The sequence below is a fragment of the Corallococcus exiguus genome, assembly GCF_009909105.1.
Classification (GTDB): Bacteria; Myxococcota; Myxococcia; order Myxococcales; family Myxococcaceae; genus Corallococcus; species Corallococcus exiguus.
The window spans coordinates 1-18,340 of record NZ_JAAAPK010000013.1; the positions used below are offsets into that span (position 1 = coordinate 1).

Annotated in this window: 16 protein-coding genes and 1 rRNA gene; 11 read left to right on the top strand and 6 right to left on the bottom strand. The window is 69.2% G+C overall.

Going from position 1 to position 18,340, the window contains the following annotated elements:
* The 4 genes from rrf to GTZ93_RS35855 all read left to right on the top strand — a co-directional run.
* A 5S ribosomal RNA gene (gene rrf, locus GTZ93_RS43485) occupies positions 1–66 on the top strand; the annotation flags it as partial.
* A gap of 369 nt (positions 67–435) precedes the next feature.
* Positions 436–3,213, top strand: coding sequence for a serine/threonine-protein kinase (locus tag GTZ93_RS35845; protein WP_139919319.1), 2,778 nt, complete (start codon positions 436–438; stop codon positions 3,211–3,213).
* A 116-nt stretch (positions 3,214–3,329) separates the two neighbouring features.
* Positions 3,330–4,700 carry a KamA family radical SAM protein gene (locus GTZ93_RS35850; RefSeq protein ID WP_139919320.1) on the top strand — a complete coding sequence of 457 codons (1,371 nt, stop codon included), beginning with the start codon at positions 3,330–3,332 and terminating at the stop codon, positions 4,698–4,700.
* Positions 4,700–5,935: a KamA family radical SAM protein gene (locus GTZ93_RS35855; protein WP_139919321.1), complete on the top strand. Its 1,236-nt coding sequence runs from the start codon at positions 4,700–4,702 to the stop codon at positions 5,933–5,935. The genes GTZ93_RS35850 and GTZ93_RS35855 overlap by 1 nt, the downstream gene beginning before the upstream one ends.
* A 30-nt stretch (positions 5,936–5,965) precedes the next feature.
* Here the strand turns inward: GTZ93_RS35855 and GTZ93_RS35860 are convergent, their stop codons facing one another.
* The 3 genes from GTZ93_RS35860 to GTZ93_RS35870 form a co-directional block, all read right to left on the bottom strand.
* The gene (locus GTZ93_RS35860; protein WP_139919322.1) at positions 5,966–6,541 is read right to left on the bottom strand and encodes a hypothetical protein; all 576 of its coding nucleotides are present in this window, start codon (positions 6,539–6,541) and stop codon (positions 5,966–5,968) included.
* A 63-nt stretch (positions 6,542–6,604) separates the two neighbouring features.
* Positions 6,605–6,940, bottom strand: a complete 336-nt coding sequence (locus GTZ93_RS35865; protein WP_257979256.1) for a hypothetical protein — start codon at positions 6,938–6,940, stop codon at positions 6,605–6,607.
* Positions 6,941–6,978: 38 nt separating this feature from the next.
* Positions 6,979–7,527 carry a hypothetical protein gene (locus GTZ93_RS35870; protein ID WP_121779140.1) on the bottom strand — a complete coding sequence of 183 codons (549 nt, stop codon included), beginning with the start codon at positions 7,525–7,527 and terminating at the stop codon, positions 6,979–6,981.
* A 114-nt stretch (positions 7,528–7,641) separates the two neighbouring features.
* Between GTZ93_RS35870 and GTZ93_RS35875 the strand changes: the two genes are divergently transcribed.
* From GTZ93_RS35875 to secF, 6 genes are all read left to right on the top strand, one after another.
* A complete protein-coding gene (locus GTZ93_RS35875; RefSeq protein ID WP_139919324.1) occupies positions 7,642–8,748 on the top strand; it encodes a SpoIID/LytB domain-containing protein in 1,107 nt (368 codons plus the stop codon).
* 51 nt (positions 8,749–8,799) lie between these two features.
* Positions 8,800–9,888 (top strand): tRNA preQ1(34) S-adenosylmethionine ribosyltransferase-isomerase QueA, encoded by a 1,089-nt coding sequence (gene queA, locus GTZ93_RS35880; protein WP_139919325.1) that lies wholly within the window; start codon positions 8,800–8,802, stop codon positions 9,886–9,888.
* A gap of 56 nt (positions 9,889–9,944) precedes the next feature.
* Positions 9,945–11,081: a tRNA guanosine(34) transglycosylase Tgt gene (gene tgt, locus GTZ93_RS35885; protein WP_167548622.1), complete on the top strand. Its 1,137-nt coding sequence runs from the start codon at positions 9,945–9,947 to the stop codon at positions 11,079–11,081.
* 151 nt (positions 11,082–11,232) lie between these two features.
* Positions 11,233–11,583: a preprotein translocase subunit YajC gene (gene yajC, locus GTZ93_RS35890; protein ID WP_120597220.1), complete on the top strand. Its 351-nt coding sequence runs from the start codon at positions 11,233–11,235 to the stop codon at positions 11,581–11,583.
* On the top strand, positions 11,583–13,355 hold the full coding sequence (gene secD / locus GTZ93_RS35895; protein ID WP_139919326.1) for a protein translocase subunit SecD: 1,773 nt from the start codon (positions 11,583–11,585) through the stop codon (positions 13,353–13,355). The genes yajC and secD overlap by 1 nt, the downstream gene beginning before the upstream one ends.
* Positions 13,356–13,385: 30 nt before the next feature.
* A complete protein-coding gene (gene secF / locus GTZ93_RS35900; RefSeq protein WP_139919327.1) occupies positions 13,386–14,552 on the top strand; it encodes a protein translocase subunit SecF in 1,167 nt (388 codons plus the stop codon).
* A 66-nt stretch (positions 14,553–14,618) separates the two neighbouring features.
* Here secF and GTZ93_RS35905 read toward each other — a convergent pair whose 3' ends face one another.
* On the bottom strand, positions 14,619–15,203 hold the full coding sequence (locus GTZ93_RS35905; protein ID WP_139919328.1) for an outer membrane beta-barrel protein: 585 nt from the start codon (positions 15,201–15,203) through the stop codon (positions 14,619–14,621).
* 170 nt (positions 15,204–15,373) lie between these two features.
* Between GTZ93_RS35905 and recJ the strand changes: the two genes are divergently transcribed.
* The gene (gene recJ / locus GTZ93_RS35910; protein ID WP_120579145.1) at positions 15,374–17,089 is read left to right on the top strand and encodes a single-stranded-DNA-specific exonuclease RecJ; all 1,716 of its coding nucleotides are present in this window, start codon (positions 15,374–15,376) and stop codon (positions 17,087–17,089) included.
* Between the two features lie 24 nt (positions 17,090–17,113).
* Here recJ and GTZ93_RS35915 read toward each other — a convergent pair whose 3' ends face one another.
* Both GTZ93_RS35915 and GTZ93_RS35920 read right to left on the bottom strand, forming a co-directional pair.
* Positions 17,114–17,353: a YHS domain-containing protein gene (locus tag GTZ93_RS35915; RefSeq protein ID WP_120597215.1), complete on the bottom strand. Its 240-nt coding sequence runs from the start codon at positions 17,351–17,353 to the stop codon at positions 17,114–17,116.
* 200 nt (positions 17,354–17,553) lie between these two features.
* On the bottom strand, positions 17,554–18,330 hold the full coding sequence (locus GTZ93_RS35920) for a hypothetical protein (RefSeq protein ID WP_139919329.1): 777 nt from the start codon (positions 18,328–18,330) through the stop codon (positions 17,554–17,556).
* Positions 18,331–18,340: the final 10 nt, after the last annotated feature.

Consider the following 18,340-nt stretch of genomic DNA (forward strand, 5'->3'; position numbering starts at 1 on the left):
GTTAAGCCCTCCAGAGCCGATGGTACTCCGCGGGAAACCGCGTGGGAGAGTAGGTCGCTGCCGGATTCTTTTTGAAAGCCCCTGGTGCCGCAAGGCGCCAGGGGCTTTGTCTTTGCGGGCTTGTGTCACGGGCCGCCGCACCTGGCTTGAGCGCTGAGACGTGCTCGCCAGGGGTTCCTGGTGCCCGTGCGCGTGGCTCGATTTTGCCCGGCGTGTGCCGCAGCCTGCGCTCGCGGTAGGCGATTCTGGAGTGACGCGGGATGGCAGGTGGGTCAGTTTTGGAGCGAGGGGAGGCCAAGTTCTCGGATTCGTTGGGGAATCACGCCATCTTGGATGTTTGACCGCCGTTCTCACTGGATCTAGAGTCACTGCTCCCCCCGGTCTGCGCACCGCCTGCCGCGGTTCGTACTCGCCGGCGCCGGGCAGCCCCGCGAGATGAAGAAGCCGACCTTCTTTGGGAAGTACCTGCTCCTTGAGCGCGTCAACGTCGGCGGTATGGCCGAGGTCTTCATCGCGAAGGCTTTTGGCGTCGAAGGCTTTGAGCGCATCCTGGCCATCAAGAAGATCCTTCCGACGATGGCGGAGGATGACGAGTTCATCACGATGTTCATCGACGAGGCGCGGATCAGCGTTCAGCTGAACCACGCCAACATCGTGCACATCCACGAGCTCGGGAAGCACGAGGAGACGTACTTCATCGCCATGGAGTACGTGGCGGGCCGTGATGTCCGCACGCTCCTGGAGCGCTACCGTCGTCGCAAGGAGATCATGCCCACCGCACAGGCGGTGTTCATCGTCTCCAAGATGTGTGAGGGCCTGGACTACGCGCACCGCAAGAAGGACGCGCGCGGCCAGGACCTCCACATCATCCACCGCGACGTCTCTCCGCAGAACATCCTCGTCTCGTACGAAGGCGAGGTGAAGATCATCGACTTTGGCATCGCCAAGGCCGCCAACCGTTCGCAGAAGACGCAGGCCGGCATCCTCAAGGGGAAGTTCGGCTACATGAGCCCGGAGCAGGTCCGGGGCATGCCCATCGACCGGCGCAGCGACATCTTCGCCGTCGGCGTGCTGCTCTACGAGATGCTCACGGGCGAGAAGCTCTTCGTGGGCGAGTCCGACTTCTCCACGCTGGAGAAGGTGCGCAACGCGGACATCCCGCTGCCGCGCGAGTTCAACCCGAACATCTCCGCGGGTCTGGAGAAGGTCGTCCTCAAGGCGCTCGCGCGCGAGCCCGAGGACCGCTACCAGTGGGCTTCGGACCTCCAGGAGGACCTGATGCGCTTCCTCCTCGCGGGGGACGCCATCTACTCGTCGAAGCACCTGTCCGGCTTCATGAAGGAGGCCTTCGCCGAGGACATGCTCCGCGAGGCGGAGAAGATGGAGCGCTATGCCTCCGTTGAGCGCCCGGACCAGATCGAGCACTCGGGTGTGACGCTGCCTCCTCCAGTGGTCGTGCCCCCCCGCGCGACCTCCCAGAAGAGGTCGCCAGCGCCTTCGGCCACCGGTTCTCCGGTGGGTCGCGCCTCCACTGCGCCCGCACAGCCCGCGCCTGGCTACATCCCGCCGCCCAGCGCTGAAGAGCTGGCGGAGATGGATGGCGCCGCGGACAAGACGCAGATTGTCGACTCCACGCACACGTTCCGCGCCCCGGAGACGCGGATCGCGGACAGCAGCGTGGTCGTGGACGACAGCATCACCGGCCGTTCGGAGAACCCCATCGACCGGGCCGGGCACCACACGAGCGCGTCTCCCTACGCCCAGGACGAAGGAAGAGGCGGCAAGGGCAAGAGCGGTCCCAAGTCCCAGGTCATCATCGGGGACGAGGGCGGAGAGGCCTACGCGGGGGCGACCATGATTGGTCCGGCTCCGACGGCGCCGCCTTCGCGCTCCCGCGGTGGCTCGGCGGCTCCCGTGCTGGATCCCGAGGAAGAGGAGACCACGGGCAACATCACCGTCCCGGTGGGCTCCCGCCACAACGGCCTGCGCGCCCAGGCGGCCGAGGAGGACCCGGACGGCGCCTACGACGACCAGGGCGACGAGTACGAGGGTGACGGCCAGGAGGACTACGGAGACGAAGGGCAGGACGCGGAAGAGCCGCCCTACGACGACGAGGCCGACGGTCCGGCGACCATCCCCCAGAAGGCTTCCAAGATGGCGAAGCCGGCCCCGGCCGCCAAGGTCCAGAAGGCCAAGGCGCCTGCTGGACCGAAGAAGCCTCTGCCCAAGCCCGCCATCATCGGCATGGCCGCGGGCGCTGCCCTGCTGCTCCTGGTCGCGGTGATTTTCGTGGTCCGCGGCTCGTCCACGGGCTCCGTGAACTTCGTCGCGCCCGTGGGTGCCACCGTCCTCGTGGACGGTGAGGCCGTGAACGCCAACCAGGTCATCGAGCTGTCCGCGGGCATCCACAACGTGACCGCCTCGGCTCCGGGCTATCAGCCCGTGACGCAGCAGATCGAGGTCACCGCCGGACAGGCGGCGGCCCCCATCCTCCTCAGCCTGAGGGTGACGGATGCGCCGAAGCCTCCGGAACCCAAGCCTCCAGAGATCAAGGATCCGCCGCCTGCTACGCCGCCGGTGGTGGTGGACAATACTCCGCCCACGACGCCGGAGACGCCCCCGGACAAGCCCGTCGAGCCTCCCGCGCCGAAGACGTTCACCGCCCTGTTCGAAGGACAGGAGGGCGCGGAGATCACCGTCGACGGCAAGTCCCTGGGCAAGCTGCCCGGCGCGAAGCTCGGCGACCTGGAGATGGGCAAGAAGTACACGTTCACGGCGAAGCGCGCGGGCTTCAAGCCGTTCTCCGGCGACTTCACGTCCAGCGGGAACACCGAGGTGCGTGTCGCCGTGGACATGGTGGAGGAAGCGCCGCCGCCCGAGCCGAAGCCGAAGCCCCCGCCTCCGGAGCCGAAGCCCAAGCCTCCTCCCGTGGCCGTGACGCCGACCCCGAAGCCTCCTCCGGAGCCGAAGCCGAAGCCCGCCGCCGCCGCGATGGGCAAGCTCGCCTGCAGCACCTCGCCGGCGGGCGCTCAACTCTGGGTGGATGGGAAGAACACGGGCCGCGTGACCCCCGTGACGCTGGGCAATCCGCTGTCCCTGCCGGTGGGCAAGCGCAAGGTCGTCTTCAAGCTCAACGGCAAGTCGACCAAGCCCCAGGTGGTGGTCGTCGAGGCGGAGGGCGTGGCCAAGCTCATCGGCGTCAAGGTGGAGTGAACGGACGCACTGCGCCATGGGGCATCTTGTGCCCCTGGCGATTGTTGAGCCGGGATGTCAGGGGGCAGGCTATGACGCCTCGCCCACGACGCTCCTTACGTTGAGGTGATGTGTCCATGAGCACGACGTCCACTCGAGGCAAGCCCGACGCTGGCCCCGCGCAGCAGCCTTTCACCTATCCTCTCCGCCAGGAGTTCGTGGAGCCCGACTGGCGGCGCATCCCGGGCTACAAGGACGTCACCGCGGCGGAGTGGGAGAGCTCGGTGTGGCAGCGCAAGCACACCGTGAAGAACCTGCGCGAGCTGCGGGCGACGCTCGGGGCGCTGCTACCGGACGACCTGGCCGCGAGCATGGAGTTGGACCAGAAGGAGCGGGCGACGATGTCCATCCTCGTCCCGCCCCAGATGCTCAACACCATGAACCTGGAGGACCTGTGGAACGACCCGGTCCGCAAGTACATGTTGCCGGCGCTCGCAGACCGCCGCACGGACTGGCCCAATCACCCGCGCGCCAGCCGTGACAGCCTCCATGAGGCGGACATGTGGGTCGTCGAGGGCCTGACGCACCGCTATCCGACGAAGGTGCTGGCGGAGATGCTGCCCACGTGCCCGCAGTACTGCGGCCACTGCACGCGCATGGACCTGGTGGGCAACGACGTCCCGCAGGTGTCCAAGCACAAGTTCGCGACCGGGCAGAAGGAGCGCTACGAGCAGATGCTGGACTACCTGCGCCGCACGCCCACCGTGCGCGACGTGGTGGTGTCCGGCGGCGACATCGCGAACCTGCCCATCCAGGCGCTGGAGCCGTTCGTCAGCGCGCTGATGGACATCCCGAACATCCGCGACATCCGCCTAGCGTCCAAGGGCCTCATGGCGCTGCCGCAGCACTTCCTCCAGGACAACGTCCTGGCCGGCCTGGACCGGTTGGCGAAGAAGGCCGTGGAGCGCGGCGTGGACCTGGCGATGCACACGCACGTGAACCACGCGCAGCAGCTCACGCCGCTGGTGGGCAAGGCCGTGCGCAAGCTGCTCGACATGGGCTTCCGCGACGTGCGCAACCAGGGCGTGCTCTTGCGCGGCGTGAACGACAGCCCGAAGGCGCTGCTGGACCTGTGCTTCACGCTGCTCGACCACGCGAAGATCCTGCCGTACTACTTCTACATGTGCGACATGATCCCCAACAGCGAGCACTGGCGGCTGTCGGTGGCGCAGGCGCAGAAGCTCCAGCACGACATCATGGGCTACATGCCGGGCTTCGCCACGCCGCGCATCGTCTGTGACGTGCCGTTCGTGGGGAAGCGGTGGATCCACCAGGTAGCGGAGTATGACCGCGAGCGCGGCATCTCCTACTGGACCAAGAACTACCGCACGAGCGTGGAAGCGAACGACGCCGACGCACTTGATCGGAAGTACGAGTACTTCGATCCCATCGACACGCTGCCGGAGTCCGGCCAGGCGTGGTGGCGGGATCAGCCCAAGGCGGCGTAATGGATTCCTCCGTGGGCGCCGTGGCGCCCCAGTCGTCTCCCCGTCCCTCGCTCAGTGCCGAGGGGCGGGCCCGGTTGTTTCCCTCCGCGACCGACGCGGAGTGGACGGACTGGCGCTGGCAGCAGCGTCACTCGGTGCGCAACCTGGAGCAACTGGAGCGCTACGTGCGCCTGACCCCGGATGAGCGCGCCGGGGTGCAGGAGACGTCCTCGCTGTTCCGGATGGGCATCAGCCCTTACTACCTGTCCCTCATCGATCCGGAGCACGCGTTGTGCCCCGTGCGCATGCAGTCCATTCCGGTGCGCGCGGAGGCCCGGGTGCGGCCCGGGGAACTGGAGGATCCGCTCGGCGAGGACAAGACGCGCCCGGAGGAGTGCATCGTCCACAAGTATCCGGACCGGGTGTTGTTCCTGGCCCTGGATACGTGCTCGGTCTACTGCCGCCATTGCACGCGGCGGCGCATCACCAAGGGCGGCGAGGCGGAGCTCACCAAGGACCAGATGCGCCGGGGCATCGACTACGTGCGCAACCACCCCGAGGTGCGCGACGTGCTCATCTCCGGGGGCGACCCGTTCCTGCTGAGCGAGGAGCGGCTGGAGTCGCTGCTCGCGCCGCTGAGCGAGATTCCGCACGTGGAGATGATCCGCATCGGGACGCGGGTGCCGGTGGTGCTGCCCATGCGCGTGACGGACTCGCTGGCGCGCCTGCTGCGCCGCTACGCGCCCGTCTACGTCATCACCCACTTCAACCACCCCAAGGAAGTGACGCCGGAAGCACGCGAGGCGTGTGAGCGGCTGGTGGACCATGGCGTGCCGGTGGAGAACCAGGCCGTGCTGATGCGGCAGCTCAACTCGGATGCGCGCATCATCAAGGAGCTGTCGCACGTGCTCCTGCGCAGCCGCGTGCGTCCGTACTACCTGCACCAGATGGACGTCGCGGAAGGCTGCGAACACTTGCGCACGCCCATCGCCAAGGGGCTGGAGATCCTCCAGCAGCTTCGCGGGCACACCAGCGGGCTCGCGGTGCCGCACCTCGCGGTGGACCTGCCGGGTGGGGGAGGGAAGGTCACCCTCCAGCCCGACTACGTCATCGAGCGCGGCGAGCGGGAGACCCTGTTCCGCAACTACAAGGGTCAGACCTACGCGTACCCGGAGCCGGAGGAGACCGACTGCTCCTGCCCGTACGACGAGGTGTGGCAGGCGCGGTCGCGGGGGCTGGGCTTCCGAGGCCGCTGACGGCCCCGGAGGATGCCGGGCGCCGCGGAGCTACTTGCGGCGCTTGGAGGCCTTCCGGCTCATGCCCTTCGCCGTGCCGGCGCTGTCGCCAATCTCCACGGTCGGCGCACCCGCCGTGCTGTCCAGGCTGCCGTCGACGTCGACGGAGGGCTCCGCGCCGTCCGCGGACTCCATCTCCACGGGGTCCGAGTCGCTGAAGCCCTGCTGGATGTGGACCTCGCCGTCGCCCTTGCGCTTCTTCGCCTCGGCTTCCTTCTCCGCCTTGGCCTTGTCGTCGAGCCGCTTGGCCTCGTTGGCGACGCGCTGGTTGTCATCGGGGTCCATCCGGGCCGTGAAGCTGGCGAACTCCTTCGCGGAGACGCCGTGCTTCTCCAGGACCTTGGCGGATTCCTTCTGCTGGTCGCGGATGGCCTGGCCTCGCTCGGCGTTGCTCATCTCCGACGGCTTCCGGTTGCCGTGCTCCTCGTTCACCTTCGCCTGGGCCGCGGCCTCATCGCGCTGGATGGCCGCCACCTTCTCCGGCGTCAGGCCTTCATCCTCCGCGAGGGCAGGGGTCGCCAGGACGAGCGACGAGGCAGCGAGCATCAACGAGAGACGGGTGGTCATGGGGAAGCTCCTCAATCCGACCCATCATAGGCACGGAGTCAGAGCCAGCGCATGGCGGGTTCTTCAGGGCGCCTGACACCGCGTGCAGCCGTCGTTCGCGCCCGCGCACTGCTCGCGAGCCCTGGCGCAGCGCGGCGGGAGGTCGTCCCGGTCCGCCTGCTGCTCCACGAGGCCGCAGAGCTCCTTCGCCGTGGTGCACGTCCGCGCGGAGACGTCGCACTGCTCGGCGCAGGTGAGGTCGTCACCCTGCTCGCGGGCGCGGAGCTCGTCGAGGCGGGCCTCGATGCCGTCGATGATCGCGTCGTCGTCCCCGGCCACCCGGGTGTCCACATGCTTCGCGCAACCTGCCAGCGCGATTCCCGCGATGAGGAGGGCCAGCCATGACCGGATCGCTCGCATGGGCCTACCCATACGCGTCCGCTCGTGGCCGCGTCCAGTCAGCGGCGCTCGGGGGAGCGCATGCGGCGCTCGGGGCGGGGCTCCGGTTCAGGGGGACGGCTCCAGTAGAGCCAGGCCGTCAGGGCCAGGAGCGCGGCCACGGCCAGCCTCCGCAGCCATTCCTCTCGCGCTCGTCCGGGCGAGTCCGCGTCGGCCTGGGCGGCCTTGTCCAACGCGGCTTCCACTTCCGGCCCCAGGGCATGCATCCGCCGGCACAGCCAGGCCACGGGCGCGAGCGGCACCGGCACGGGCGCGGTGTCCTTCTCCACGGCCATGGCCAGCATCCGCTCCCAGGCGGTGGCTTCCTCCGGGCTCTCCGGGGACCTCGCGGGCTGGCCCAGTTGACGGGCCAGGGCCACGGCCGAACGGAGCAGCAGCACGGAGAAGGCGTCGCTTGAAATCCCGTACCAGGCCGCGCACTCCGCCTGGGGGCGGCGCTCCACGAGCCGGCGGACCAACACAGCGGCCGTGCGGGGCTCCAGCGCGCGGAGGGCCTCGGAGAGGGCCTCGGGGGACAGGCGGGCGACGTCGGGGACGGAGGCAGTCACTGGACTCCATTCTGCGGCATCCGCCTGGGGTTTTCGCGGGCTCCTACCGGGGAGATGTCCTGGCGCCCGGCCGATTTCTTGAGGCGGATCGCTCCGCCCCTAGACTGTTGGACCATGTTGCAACGTGTGGCACTGCTGCTGCTCCTGCTCGCGTCGTCGCGGGCGTTCGCCGTGGAGACGATGCGCATTGCCATGGACGACCCCGGCGAGGAGGTCCGCGTGAGCGGCCGGGGGCTGGGCTTCGGCCCGGATGCCGAGGACGGCACCTTCGTCGCCGTCACCTCGGGCCAGGCCACCGTGCGCCGCCGCAACGGCAAGCTGGAGGTCAACGGGGCTCCCGTCATCGGGGACGCCATCCGCTTCCGTGGCGGCCTGGAGGCCACCGACGCGGGCGGTCCCGGCAACGAACCCCTGAAGGCGGGCAGCGCGCAGGTGCGCGGCGACGTCGTCGTGCGCGTCTTCAAGAACAGCCTCCAGCTCATCAACGTCATCCCCCTGGAGGACTACCTCGCGGCGGTGCTCGGCAGCGAGATGCCCGTGTCCTTCCCCCTGGAGGCCCTCAAGGCCCAGGCCGTGGCCGCGCGGACGTACGCGCTCCAGAAGAAGCTGGACGCGTATGGCGCCGCCTTCCACATGGGCAGCAGCGTGCTCCACCAGGTGTACGGCGGCGTGAACCGCGAGGACGCCAAGACTCGCGCGGCCGTGGAGGCCACCCGGGGCGAGGTGCTCACGTACGACCTGGCCCCCATCGAGGCGTACTTCCATGCCTCCTGCGGCGGGCGCACCGAGTCCGGGCAGGACGCCCTCCAGCGGAACCTGCCGTACCTGCAGCCCGTTGACTGCCCCTGCGGCAAGCTGCCCGCCAGCCGCTGGACCGCGACCCTCTCCGAGGCGGAGCTGCGCGGCGCGCTGAAGGCCGCTCCGGGCGGCATGCGCGTCACCGGCCGCACGCCCACGCACCGGGTGACCCGCGTGACGATGTCGGATGGCTCCGCGGTGGACGGCGTGTCGTTCCGCCGCAAGCTGGGCTACACGCGCCTCAAGAGCCTGGACTTCGACGTGGAAGCCTCCGGCAAGAACTACGTGTTCACCGGACGTGGCTTCGGCCACGGGGCGGGGCTGTGCCAGTGGGGCGCCAAGGCCCTCGCCGACCAGGGCAAGGCGTACCGGGAAATCCTTTCCCACTACTACCCGGGCGCCGAGTTCCAGCAGCTCTACTGACGCCCTCGCCGGTTCCGTGAGGGCGCGGGGGCTGCTACAAGCGCCAACCCCGTGTCGTCCCTCCTCTCCGACTACGATTTCGAGCTCCCCGAGGCGCAGATCGCCCAGGCCCCGCTTCCCAACCGGGACGCGTCTCGCCTGATGGTCGTCAGCCGCGCCACCGGCGACTGGAGCCACCAGCACTTCACCGACCTCGCGGACCTGCTGCGTGAAGGGGACCTGCTCGTCCTCAACGACGCGCGCGTCATCCCTGCTCGCCTGCTGGGCCAGAAGAGCGGCACCGGTGGCCGCGTGGAGCTGCTGGTCGTCCGCCCCGCCGCCACGGCCACGCTCACCTCCGCCGCGCTCGGTGGGGCTCCTGAGTCGCTCGAGTGGGTCTGCCTGGGCCAGGCGTCCAAGGGGCTCAAGCCCGGCCAGTCCGTCAGCTTCGCCGGGGGCCTGTCCGCCGAAGTCCTGGAGGCCCTGGGGGGAGGGGAGTACCGGGTGCGCTTCCATGCGGTGCCGGGCGCTTCGCTTGCGAGCCTCCTGGACGCGGCGGGCCGGCTGCCCCTGCCTCCGTACATCACCCGCGAGCCCGAGGCCGCGGACGCCGAGCGCTACCAGACCGTGTACGCCCGCGCGTCCGGCGCCGTGGCCGCGCCCACCGCCGGCCTGCACTTCACCGAGGACGTCTTCGCGAAGCTCGCGGCGAAGGGCGTGCGGCGCGCGGAGGTGACGCTCGATGTGGGGCCCGGCACCTTCCTCCCCGTGCGCGAGGAGGTGCTGGACAAGCACCACATGCACCCGGAGCGCTTCACCGTGCCGGAGGCCACCGCCGCCGCCGTGAACGCCACGAAGGCGGAGGGGCGCCGCGTGGTCGCCGTGGGCACCACCGTGGTGCGCACGCTGGAGTCCGCCACCGACCCGGACACGGGCAGGCTGCGCGTGGGCCCCGGCGAGACGGCGATGTTCATCCGGCCCGGCTATGCCTTCCGCCAGGTGGACGTGCTCCTCACGAACTTCCACCTGCCGCGCTCCACGCTGGTGATGCTGGTGAGCGCGCTCCTGGGCCGGGAGCGCACGCTCGCCGCGTACCAGGAGGCCGTGCGCGCGGGCTACCGGTTCTTCAGTTACGGCGATGCCATGTTGGTGAAGGAGTGAGTGCCGTGGTCGACGAGCAGCGCAAGGAGAAGGGCGATACCCGCGTGCCCCCGGGGCTGGTGCGCTTCGAGCTGTTGCACGAGGACGCCAGCGGCACCAAGGCGCGCCGCGGCCGGCTGAACACGCCGCATGGCCCCATTGAAACGCCCATCTTCATGCCCGTGGGCACCGTGGGCAGCGTCAAGGGCGTGGGCCCGGACGACCTGAAGACCCTGGATGCGCAGATCATCCTGGGCAACACCTACCACCTGATGCTCCGCCCCGGAGAGCCGCTCGTCGGGGAGATGGGCGGCCTGCACCGCTTCATCTCCTGGGACCGGCCCATGCTCACCGACAGCGGCGGCTTCCAGGTGTTCAGCCTGTCGGAGAAGCGGAAAATCACCGAGGAGGGCGCCGCCTTCCAGTCGCACCTGGACGGCTCGCGGCACTTCCTGTCGCCGGAGCGCTCCATCGAAATCCAGGAGACGCTGGGCGCGGACGTCATCATGGCGTTCGACGAGTGCCCTCCGTCCACCGAGGACCGGGCCTACCTGGAGAAGTCCCTGGCGCGCACCACGCGCTGGCTGCACCGGTGCGTGAAGGCGTGGGGCCGCGAGCGCTCGTCGCTGTTCGGCATCGTACAGGGCGGCCTCCATGAAGACCTGCGCAAGCGCCACGCGGAGGAGATCTGCGCGGTGGACCTGCCCGGCTACGCGCTGGGGGGCTACTCCGTGGGCGAGGCGCCGGAAGCCATGCACGCGGGCGTGGCCTACTCGGCGCCGCTGCTGCCCCGGGACAAGCCGCGCTACCTGATGGGCGTGGGCACGCCGCTGGACCTGGTGACGTGCGTGGAGCACGGCGTGGACATGTTCGACTGCGTGCTGCCTACACGGTGCGCTCGCAACGGCCTGCTCTTCACCTCGGAGGGCAAGCTGGTCATCCGCAACGCGGCCTATGCCAAGGACCCCCGGCCGGTGGACCCGGCGTGCTCCTGCTACACCTGCCGCACGTTCAGCCGGTCCTACCTGCGGCACCTGTTCGCGGCGGGAGAAATCCTGGCGATGCGGCTCAACACCCTGCACAACCTCCACTACTTCCTGGACCTGATGGCCCAGGTGCGCCGCGCCATCGCGGAGGACCGCTTCGCCACGTTCGCCCGGGACTTCCGGGCCAAGGCCGTGGCGCAGGAGGCCGAACGCAAAGGCGGTCGGTGAGCGGGCAAAGGGATTGCCGCGCTTCCGGCGTTCACTTGCTCACATGGGGCGCCCTTGCTAAGAGGCCACCCTTTCGGATGTTTTGACCCCACCCGTACGCCGGGTCGGGGCCGGTTTCCCGAGTCCTCCCTTCCAAACGACGAGGCAGTACGTGGCTGACAGTTTCCTGATTCTCGCGCAGGCCGGGGCCGGTTCCCCCCTGGGGACCTTCGGCTTCCTCGCCGTGCTGGTGGCCATCATGTACTTCGTGATGATCCGCCCCCAGCAGAAGCAGCTCAAGGAGCACCGCAACCTGCTCGCGGGGCTGAAGAAGGGGGATGACGTCGTGACGTCCGGCGGCATCCTCGGACGCATCCACCAGGTGGACGACTCCACCGTGACGGTGGAAATCGCCAGCGGAGTGCGCGTGCGCGTGCTCAAGACGGCTGTCAGTGCGAAGGGAACCGTTCCGGTGGCGGGCGCCCCGGCGGCTGCCCCCGCTGAGAAGAAGGAGGAGAAGTAATGGACCGCGGCTGGTGGTGGAAGTTCGGAATGATCGTCGCGGTGACGCTGGGGACGATCTGGTTCCTTGTCCCGACGTACTACTCGCTGGTGGTCCTGGACCGCAACGAGCGCAACAACATCGCCGTGCTGGAGCAGCGGCTGCCCGCGTGGGCGCCCCCCGCCAAGTACCGCCTCAACCTGGGGCTGGACCTGCAGGGCGGCATCCACATGGTGATGCGGGTGGACACCAAGACGGCCCTGCAGAAGCGCACCGAGCGCCGCGGGACGCAGATCGCCACCTACGTCAACGACAAGAAGCTGGGTGAGGTGACGGCGGACACGGACCCGGAGCGGCTGCAGCTGGTGCTGACCGCGAAGGACCCGGGCACCATGGACGCCATCCAGAAGGAGGTGCTCGCCACCTTCACCGACTTTACCGTGGAGTCCCGCAACGGCGGCACGCTGGTTCTCAAGCCGGACGAGGGCCAGGTGAACCGCTTCCGCGACGAGGCCGTGGACCAGGCGATGCTCGTCATCCGCCGCCGCATCGACAAGTGGGGCGTGGCGGAAGTGGACGTGCGCAAGCTGGGCACGGACTCCATCCAGATTTCGCTGCCCGGTCGCAGCAACCCGGAGCAGGCCAAGGAACTGGTGGGCACCACCGCGCAGCTGGAGTTCCGGATGGTGGACGACACCAACCCGCAGGTGTTCGCGCAGATGTACCAGCAGCACCCGCCCCCGGCGGAGAGCCACATCACCCTGGTGGAGGATGAGGGCTTCCCGCAGCTGTCCTCGCCCAACCGCGAGGCCCTGCTGGCGTACGCGAAGGACAAGACGCCGGAAGGCCGCGACGTCGTCACCCAGTGCGTGGCGAGCCCGGTGAAGAAGAACGACTGCATCGCGTACCGCAGCTACCTGCTGGACAAGAACGTACCGCTCACGGGTGAGAGCCTGGCGGGCGCGGACGCTTCCGTCAGCCAGATGAACGAGCCGGAGGTGAACCTCGCGTTCGACCCGGCCGGTTCGCGCGAGTTCGAGAAGCTGACCGAGGCCGCCGTGGGCCGCCGGATGGCCATCGTGCTGGACGACAACGTGCACACCGCCCCGCGCATCAACGAGAAGATTGGCGGCGGCCGCGCGCGCATCACCATGGGCCGCGCCAGCGGGCGCAGCTTCGAGGAGTGGCTGGGCGAGGCGCAGACGCTGGCGCTGGTGCTCAAGGCCGGTGCGCTGCCCGCGCCGGTGACGGTGGGCGAAATCCGTCAGGTGGGCGCGACGCTGGGCGATGAGCTCATCAAGAAGGGCAGCCTGGCCGCGCTGGTGGGCCTGGCGCTCGTCGTCGTCTTCATGGCGGTCTACTACCGCAAGTCCGGCCTCATCGCGGACGTGGCGCTGCTGCTCAACGGTCTGCTCATCCTGGCGGGCCTGGCGTTCTTCAACGCCACGCTGACGCTGCCGGGCATCGCGGGCTTCGTGCTCACGCTGGGCATCGCGGTGGACGCGAACGTGCTCATCAACGAGCGCATCCGCGAGGAGCTGTCCCACGGCAAGTCCGCGCGCGCCGCGGTGGACCAGGGCTACGACCGCGCCTTCTGGACCATCTTCGACGCGCACGTGACGACGCTCATCGCGGGCTTCATCCTGTTCTTCACGGGAACGGGTCCGGTCCGCGGCTTCGCCACCACGCTCATCGTGGGCCTGCTGGCGTCGCTGTTCACGTCCATCGTCGTGACGCGCGTCATCACGACCTACTTCGTCCACGGCCGTAACGCGCAGTCGGTGTCCGTCTAACGGGCCTCCAGCGCCTTCGGGAAATCCGCCATGCAGATTCTCAAGCACAAGACGAACATCGACTTCATCAGCAAGCGCAAGCCGGCGCTCTTCATCTCCACCCTCATCAACCTGGCCATCATCGTCGGCATCGCCGCGGTGGGGTTCAACTTCGGCGTGGACTTCGCCGGCGGCACGGTGGTGGAGCTGAAGTACAACACGCCCACCACGGCCGAGCAGGTCCGCGAGAAGGCCCAGGCCGGCGGTCTGCACGACGTCAGCGTCCAGGGCGTGGGCGCGGCCGAGGAGAACTCCTTCCTGCTGCGCATGGGCGGCGTCACGCAGCTCACGGAGGAGAACGCCGAGCACGCGAAGACGGCCATCCAGGGCCTGGGCGAGACGCGCAGCGTCTACGCCGACATGGCCAACGGCATCGTGAACTTCCGCTCCGCGCAGCCCATGTCCGTGGCGGCGGTGAAGAAGGCCGTCGAGGCGGCGGGCATCGGCGTTCAGGAGGTGCGTGACCTGGGCGCGAACCAGGGCGGCACCGGCTACGACTACCAGGTCGTCGCGAGCGGCATGGCGGACAAGGTGTTCGCCGCGCTGAGCGCCGGTTCGGACAAGCCCAACTTCGAGCAGCGCCGCGTGGACTACGTGGGTCCGCAGGTGGGCAAGCAGCTGCGCAACCGCGGCATCATGGCGCTGGTGTACTCGATGATCGCCATCCTCATCTACGTGGCGTTCCGCTTCGACTTCAAGTTCGGCCCGGGCGCGCTGCTCGCCATGATCCACGACGTCATCATGGTGGCGGGCTACTACCTGGTGAGCCGGCGCGAGTTCAACCTCACGTCCATCGCCGCGCTGCTCACCATCGTGGGCTACTCGGTGAACGACACCATCGTCATCTACGACCGCATCCGTGAAGACATGGTGAAGTACAAGGGCAAGCCGCTGCCGGAGATCATCAACATCGCCGTCAACGACACGCTGGGCCGCACCATCCTCACCTCCGGCGTGACGGCGCTGTCGCTCATCGGTCTGCTCATCTTCGGCGTGGGCGAAATCTTCGACTTCGCCATGGCGATGCTGGTGGGCATCCTCGTGGGCACGTACTCGTCCGTGTACATCGCCAGCCCGCTGGTCATCTGGCTGGACGAGCGCGCGCACGCCCGCGAGGGCCACGCCGGTGGCGGCAAGCAGGAGCCGAAGACGGCCTGAGCTGTCTGATGGCTTGAAGCGACGAGGGCCCTCCTTCCCATGCGGAAGCGAGGGCCCTTCGCTTTTCTAGAAGCGCGCGCCCAGCGTCAGCGACGCGTCCATCAATCCGCCGCCCACGCCGTCCGTGCTGGTGGCGTCCGCGAAGTCCTGGTCGATGAGGATGCGGTACGTGCCGCGCACGCCGGCGGTGAGGCCTCCGGTGTTGAACTCCAGGCCCACCGCGAGCGGCACTTCCTCCATCAAGTCGCTGTCGTAGAGCCCCGCGCCCGCGCCTCGCACGTCCACGTAGGACAGGCCCAGGCCCACGCCCGCGAAGGGGCGCACCGCGGTGAGGAAGGGCGGCGACACCTTCACCAGCGCGCTGCCGCCGTTGCGCACCAGCGAGGGCGCGTCGAAGAGGCGGCTGTCGCTCACCTTGTTCTGCGAGCCCTCGTAGCCAACTTCGAAGCCGAGGAAGGTGGTGGGCTGGAGGTTGAGCGTCAGGCCCCACAGCGGGCCGGTGCTGGCCACGTCGCCCAGGTCGCCCGTGTAGTCGCCGATGCCGCCGCGCAGGAAGACGTTCACGTCGCCCTGCTTCTTCTGCGCGAGCGCGGGCCCCGCGCACAACACGACGGCCATCAGGGCACCTCCCTGGAGACACCTGCGAAGCATGCGGACCTCCCTGTCCACGGGTACGCACTCAAGCTGGGCACCGCATACCCGCCGTGCAGGTTGGAGGCAGGAAGGCAGGCGAGTGTACGTCTGAACAGGCGTACAGGAGGGTGGTGTGAGTGGACGGGTTGGACTGCCTTGGTCGGACGTCTGAGGTACTGTCCTTCGCCATGCGGTGGTTGCTTCCAGATGTCGTCGAGCAGGAGGTCGGTTCGCTCGCGGGTGAGCTGTCGCTGCACCCGTTGGCGGCGAGGGTGTTGCTCCACCGGGGCTACCGCACGCCGGAGGCGGCGTCGGCGTTCCTGTCGGACCGGCTGGCGGACCTGCCGGACCCGTTCCGGATGAAGGGCATGGGCCCCGCGGTGGAGCGCGTGCTGCGCGCGGTGCGGCTCAAGGAGAAGGTGACGCTCTACGGGGACTACGACGTGGACGGCGTGTCCTCCACGTCGCTCATGTACCTGTTCCTCAAGGAGCTGGGCGCCACGCCCTCCACGTACATCCCGCACCGGCTGGACGAAGGCTACGGCCTCAACCTGGGCGCGGTGGAGCGCATCGCGCAGGACGGCACGCGCCTGCTGGTGACGCTGGACTGCGGCATCACCTCCGTGGCGGAGATTGCCCGCGCGAAGGAGCTGGGCCTGGAGGTCGTGGTGGTGGACCACCACACGGTGCCTCCCACGCTGCCGCCCGCCACCGCGGTACTCAACCCGCACCAGCCCGGCTGCGAGTACCCCACCAAGGTGCTGTGCGCCGCGGGCGTGGCCTTCAACCTCTGCATGGGCCTGCGCAAGCGGCTGCGCGACGACGGCTTCTTCGCCACGCGCAAGGAGCCCAACCTCAAGGCGCTGATGGACCTGGTGGCGTTGGCCACCGTGGCGGACGTGGTGCCGCTCACCGGCGCTAACCGCATCCTCGTGGCGCACGGCCTCCAGGAGCTGTCCCAGGGCCGCCGTCCCGGCATCCGCGCGCTGAAGGAGGTGGCCGGCCTGGAGCCGGACGCCACCGTCACCGCGGGGCAGGTGGGCTTCCGCCTGGGGCCCCGCATCAACGCCGCGGGCCGCCTGCATGACGCGTCGCTGGGCCTGCAGCTGCTCTGCGCGGACTCCGTGGAGACGGCGCGCTCGCTGGCGCAGGTGTTGGATCGCGCGAACGCGGAGCGGCAGGGCATCGAGAGCGGCATCCTCACGCAGGCGCTGGCGCAGGCGGAGGAGCACAAGGACTCGCGCGGGCTGGTGCTCTACGACGAGGGCTGGCACCCGGGCGTCATCGGCATCGTCGCGTCGCGCGTGGTGGAGCGCTACCACCGGCCCACGGTGATGGTGGGCGTGAAGGACGGGGTGGGGAAGGGCTCGGCGCGCAGCATCGAGGCGTTCCACCTGTACGACGCGCTCACCGGGTGCTCGGACCTGCTCATGCGCTACGGCGGGCACAAGCACGCCGCCGGCCTCACCATCGACGCGAAGCAGCTGCCTGCCTTCCGCGAGGCCTTCGCGAAGATTGCCCTCCAGCGTCTGACGCCGGAGGACATGATTCCGCGCTGCCGCGTGGACGCGGTGGTGAACCCTCGCGACCTGGACGCGACGGCCGTGGAGTCGCTGCAGAAGCTGGGGCCCTTCGGTCAGGGCAACCCGGAGCCGGTGCTGGTGCTGCGCGGCCAGCAGGCCCGGCCTCGCGTGCTGCCCGCGAAGTCCGGGGTGCCTGGCGCGGGGCACCTGAAGCTGGCGCTCGTGGACGCTCCGGAGCTGGATGCCATTGGCTTCGGCATGGCGGACCGTGTGTCGCTGGTGGAGGGGCCGGTGGACCTGGCCTTCCAGGCCGGCTTCGACACCTTCCGCGGCCAGCGCAAGCTGTCCCTGCGCCTCAAGGACGTGCGTCAGGCCGCCTGACGCCGTCCGAGGCTCTGGCCCGCGCTACGCGAGCCCCCAGCGCACCCGGCCCGGCGACATCAGCGCGCCGGCCCGCGCCAGCTCGTTGAGGCGGAAGCGCTCCGCCTGCCGCTCGAAGGCGGTGCGGCAGCCCTCCGAGCAGAAGAAGTACCGGCGCTTCTTGTACTCCGACGACGGATGGCCCTCCGGCGCCTCCAGGTGCCTGCCGCACACCGGATCCCAGTGCCGGGTGTTGCCCTGCCCGTGTTCCTGTTCGCCGTTCATCTTCCACCTCCAGCCCGACGCCCCTGACTCCCCCAACCGGCGCGAATGTAAGCAGGGGGCATGCCAGGGGTCCATCTCCTTGGAATACCAAGCAGGGGGCCGTGCCCGCGGGCGCGAGGGAGGGGAAAAAGTTCAGCCCCCGCCACCGCTTCCCAGGTGGGAAGGGCGCGGGGGCCGAGGGGACAAAAACGGGCGGTGCTTCAGAAGCCGACGCCGGCGCTGCCACCCAGGAAGAAGTCGTTGGCGTAGCCGCGCCGCAGGCCCATGGCCTCGATGCGGAAGGTGAGGTGCAGCGTGCGCGACAGGGCGGGCCGGCCGCGGAGGCCCAGGCCGTACTGGACCACGGGCTTGAGGCCGTTCACCTTGGTCTCCTCCTCGCCCACGGTGATGCCGGTGTTCTGGTACGCGAGTCCGCCACCGGCCTGAAGGTACAGACCGAAGGGCGAGTCGCCGAATTGGAACAGCCAGGCGGGCGCGAGCGTGAAGTAGTGAAGCCGCGTGTCCCCCTTGATGAATTCCGTGCCGTCACTGAGGCTGCCGTAGAGCCAGCGCAGGTCCGCGAAGAGGGCCTCGCGCAGGGTCGCGTTCTCCGTGAAGAAGTTGCGGCCGAACTCCCAGGTGGCGCGCACGCCCAAGCCGGGCTTGTTGTCGGAGAAGTCGCCGCGGGCGCTGTCCACCATCAACAGACCGGCCACCAGCTCCACCGCGACGCCCAGGTTGGGGTCGTCCAGGCGGGACATGCCGCGGAAGCCTTCGTCGTTGGTGGCCTCGGCGGCCTCGCGGAACTCGTCCGTTTCGTCCACCAGCCTGCGGCGGCGATCGTAGGCGTCGTCGTCGTCCTTCTGGGCCTTCTCCTGGGCGCGTTCGGCTTCCTGCTCCGGGTAGGCGTAGGGGTCGTCGTCATCCGCGCTCTGGGCGAACGCGACAGGGGTGAAGAGCAGGCTGCCGGCGAGGCAGGCCTTGAGCCAGGTGTTCAAGGGAGCGGGC

Excerpts from the sequence above, each read along its gene's own strand:
- GTZ93_RS35845 (WP_139919319.1), top strand. The coding sequence starts at position 436 with ATGAAGAAGCCGACCTTCTTTGGGAAGTACCTGCTCCTTGAGCGCGTC.
- GTZ93_RS35850 (WP_139919320.1), top strand. The coding sequence starts at position 3,330 with ATGAGCACGACGTCCACTCGAGGCAAGCCCGACGCTGGCCCCGCGCAG.
- GTZ93_RS35855 (WP_139919321.1), top strand. The coding sequence starts at position 4,700 with ATGGATTCCTCCGTGGGCGCCGTGGCGCCCCAGTCGTCTCCCCGTCCC.
- GTZ93_RS35860 (WP_139919322.1), bottom strand. The coding sequence starts at position 6,541 with ATGACCACCCGTCTCTCGTTGATGCTCGCTGCCTCGTCGCTCGTCCTG.
- GTZ93_RS35865 (WP_257979256.1), bottom strand. The coding sequence starts at position 6,940 with ATGCGAGCGATCCGGTCATGGCTGGCCCTCCTCATCGCGGGAATCGCG.
- GTZ93_RS35875 (WP_139919324.1), top strand. The coding sequence starts at position 7,642 with ATGTTGCAACGTGTGGCACTGCTGCTGCTCCTGCTCGCGTCGTCGCGG.
- secD (WP_139919326.1), top strand. The coding sequence starts at position 11,583 with ATGGACCGCGGCTGGTGGTGGAAGTTCGGAATGATCGTCGCGGTGACG.
- secF (WP_139919327.1), top strand. The coding sequence starts at position 13,386 with ATGCAGATTCTCAAGCACAAGACGAACATCGACTTCATCAGCAAGCGC.
- GTZ93_RS35905 (WP_139919328.1), bottom strand. The coding sequence starts at position 15,203 with ATGCTTCGCAGGTGTCTCCAGGGAGGTGCCCTGATGGCCGTCGTGTTG.
- recJ (WP_120579145.1), top strand. The coding sequence starts at position 15,374 with ATGCGGTGGTTGCTTCCAGATGTCGTCGAGCAGGAGGTCGGTTCGCTC.
- GTZ93_RS35915 (WP_120597215.1), bottom strand. The coding sequence starts at position 17,353 with ATGAACGGCGAACAGGAACACGGGCAGGGCAACACCCGGCACTGGGAT.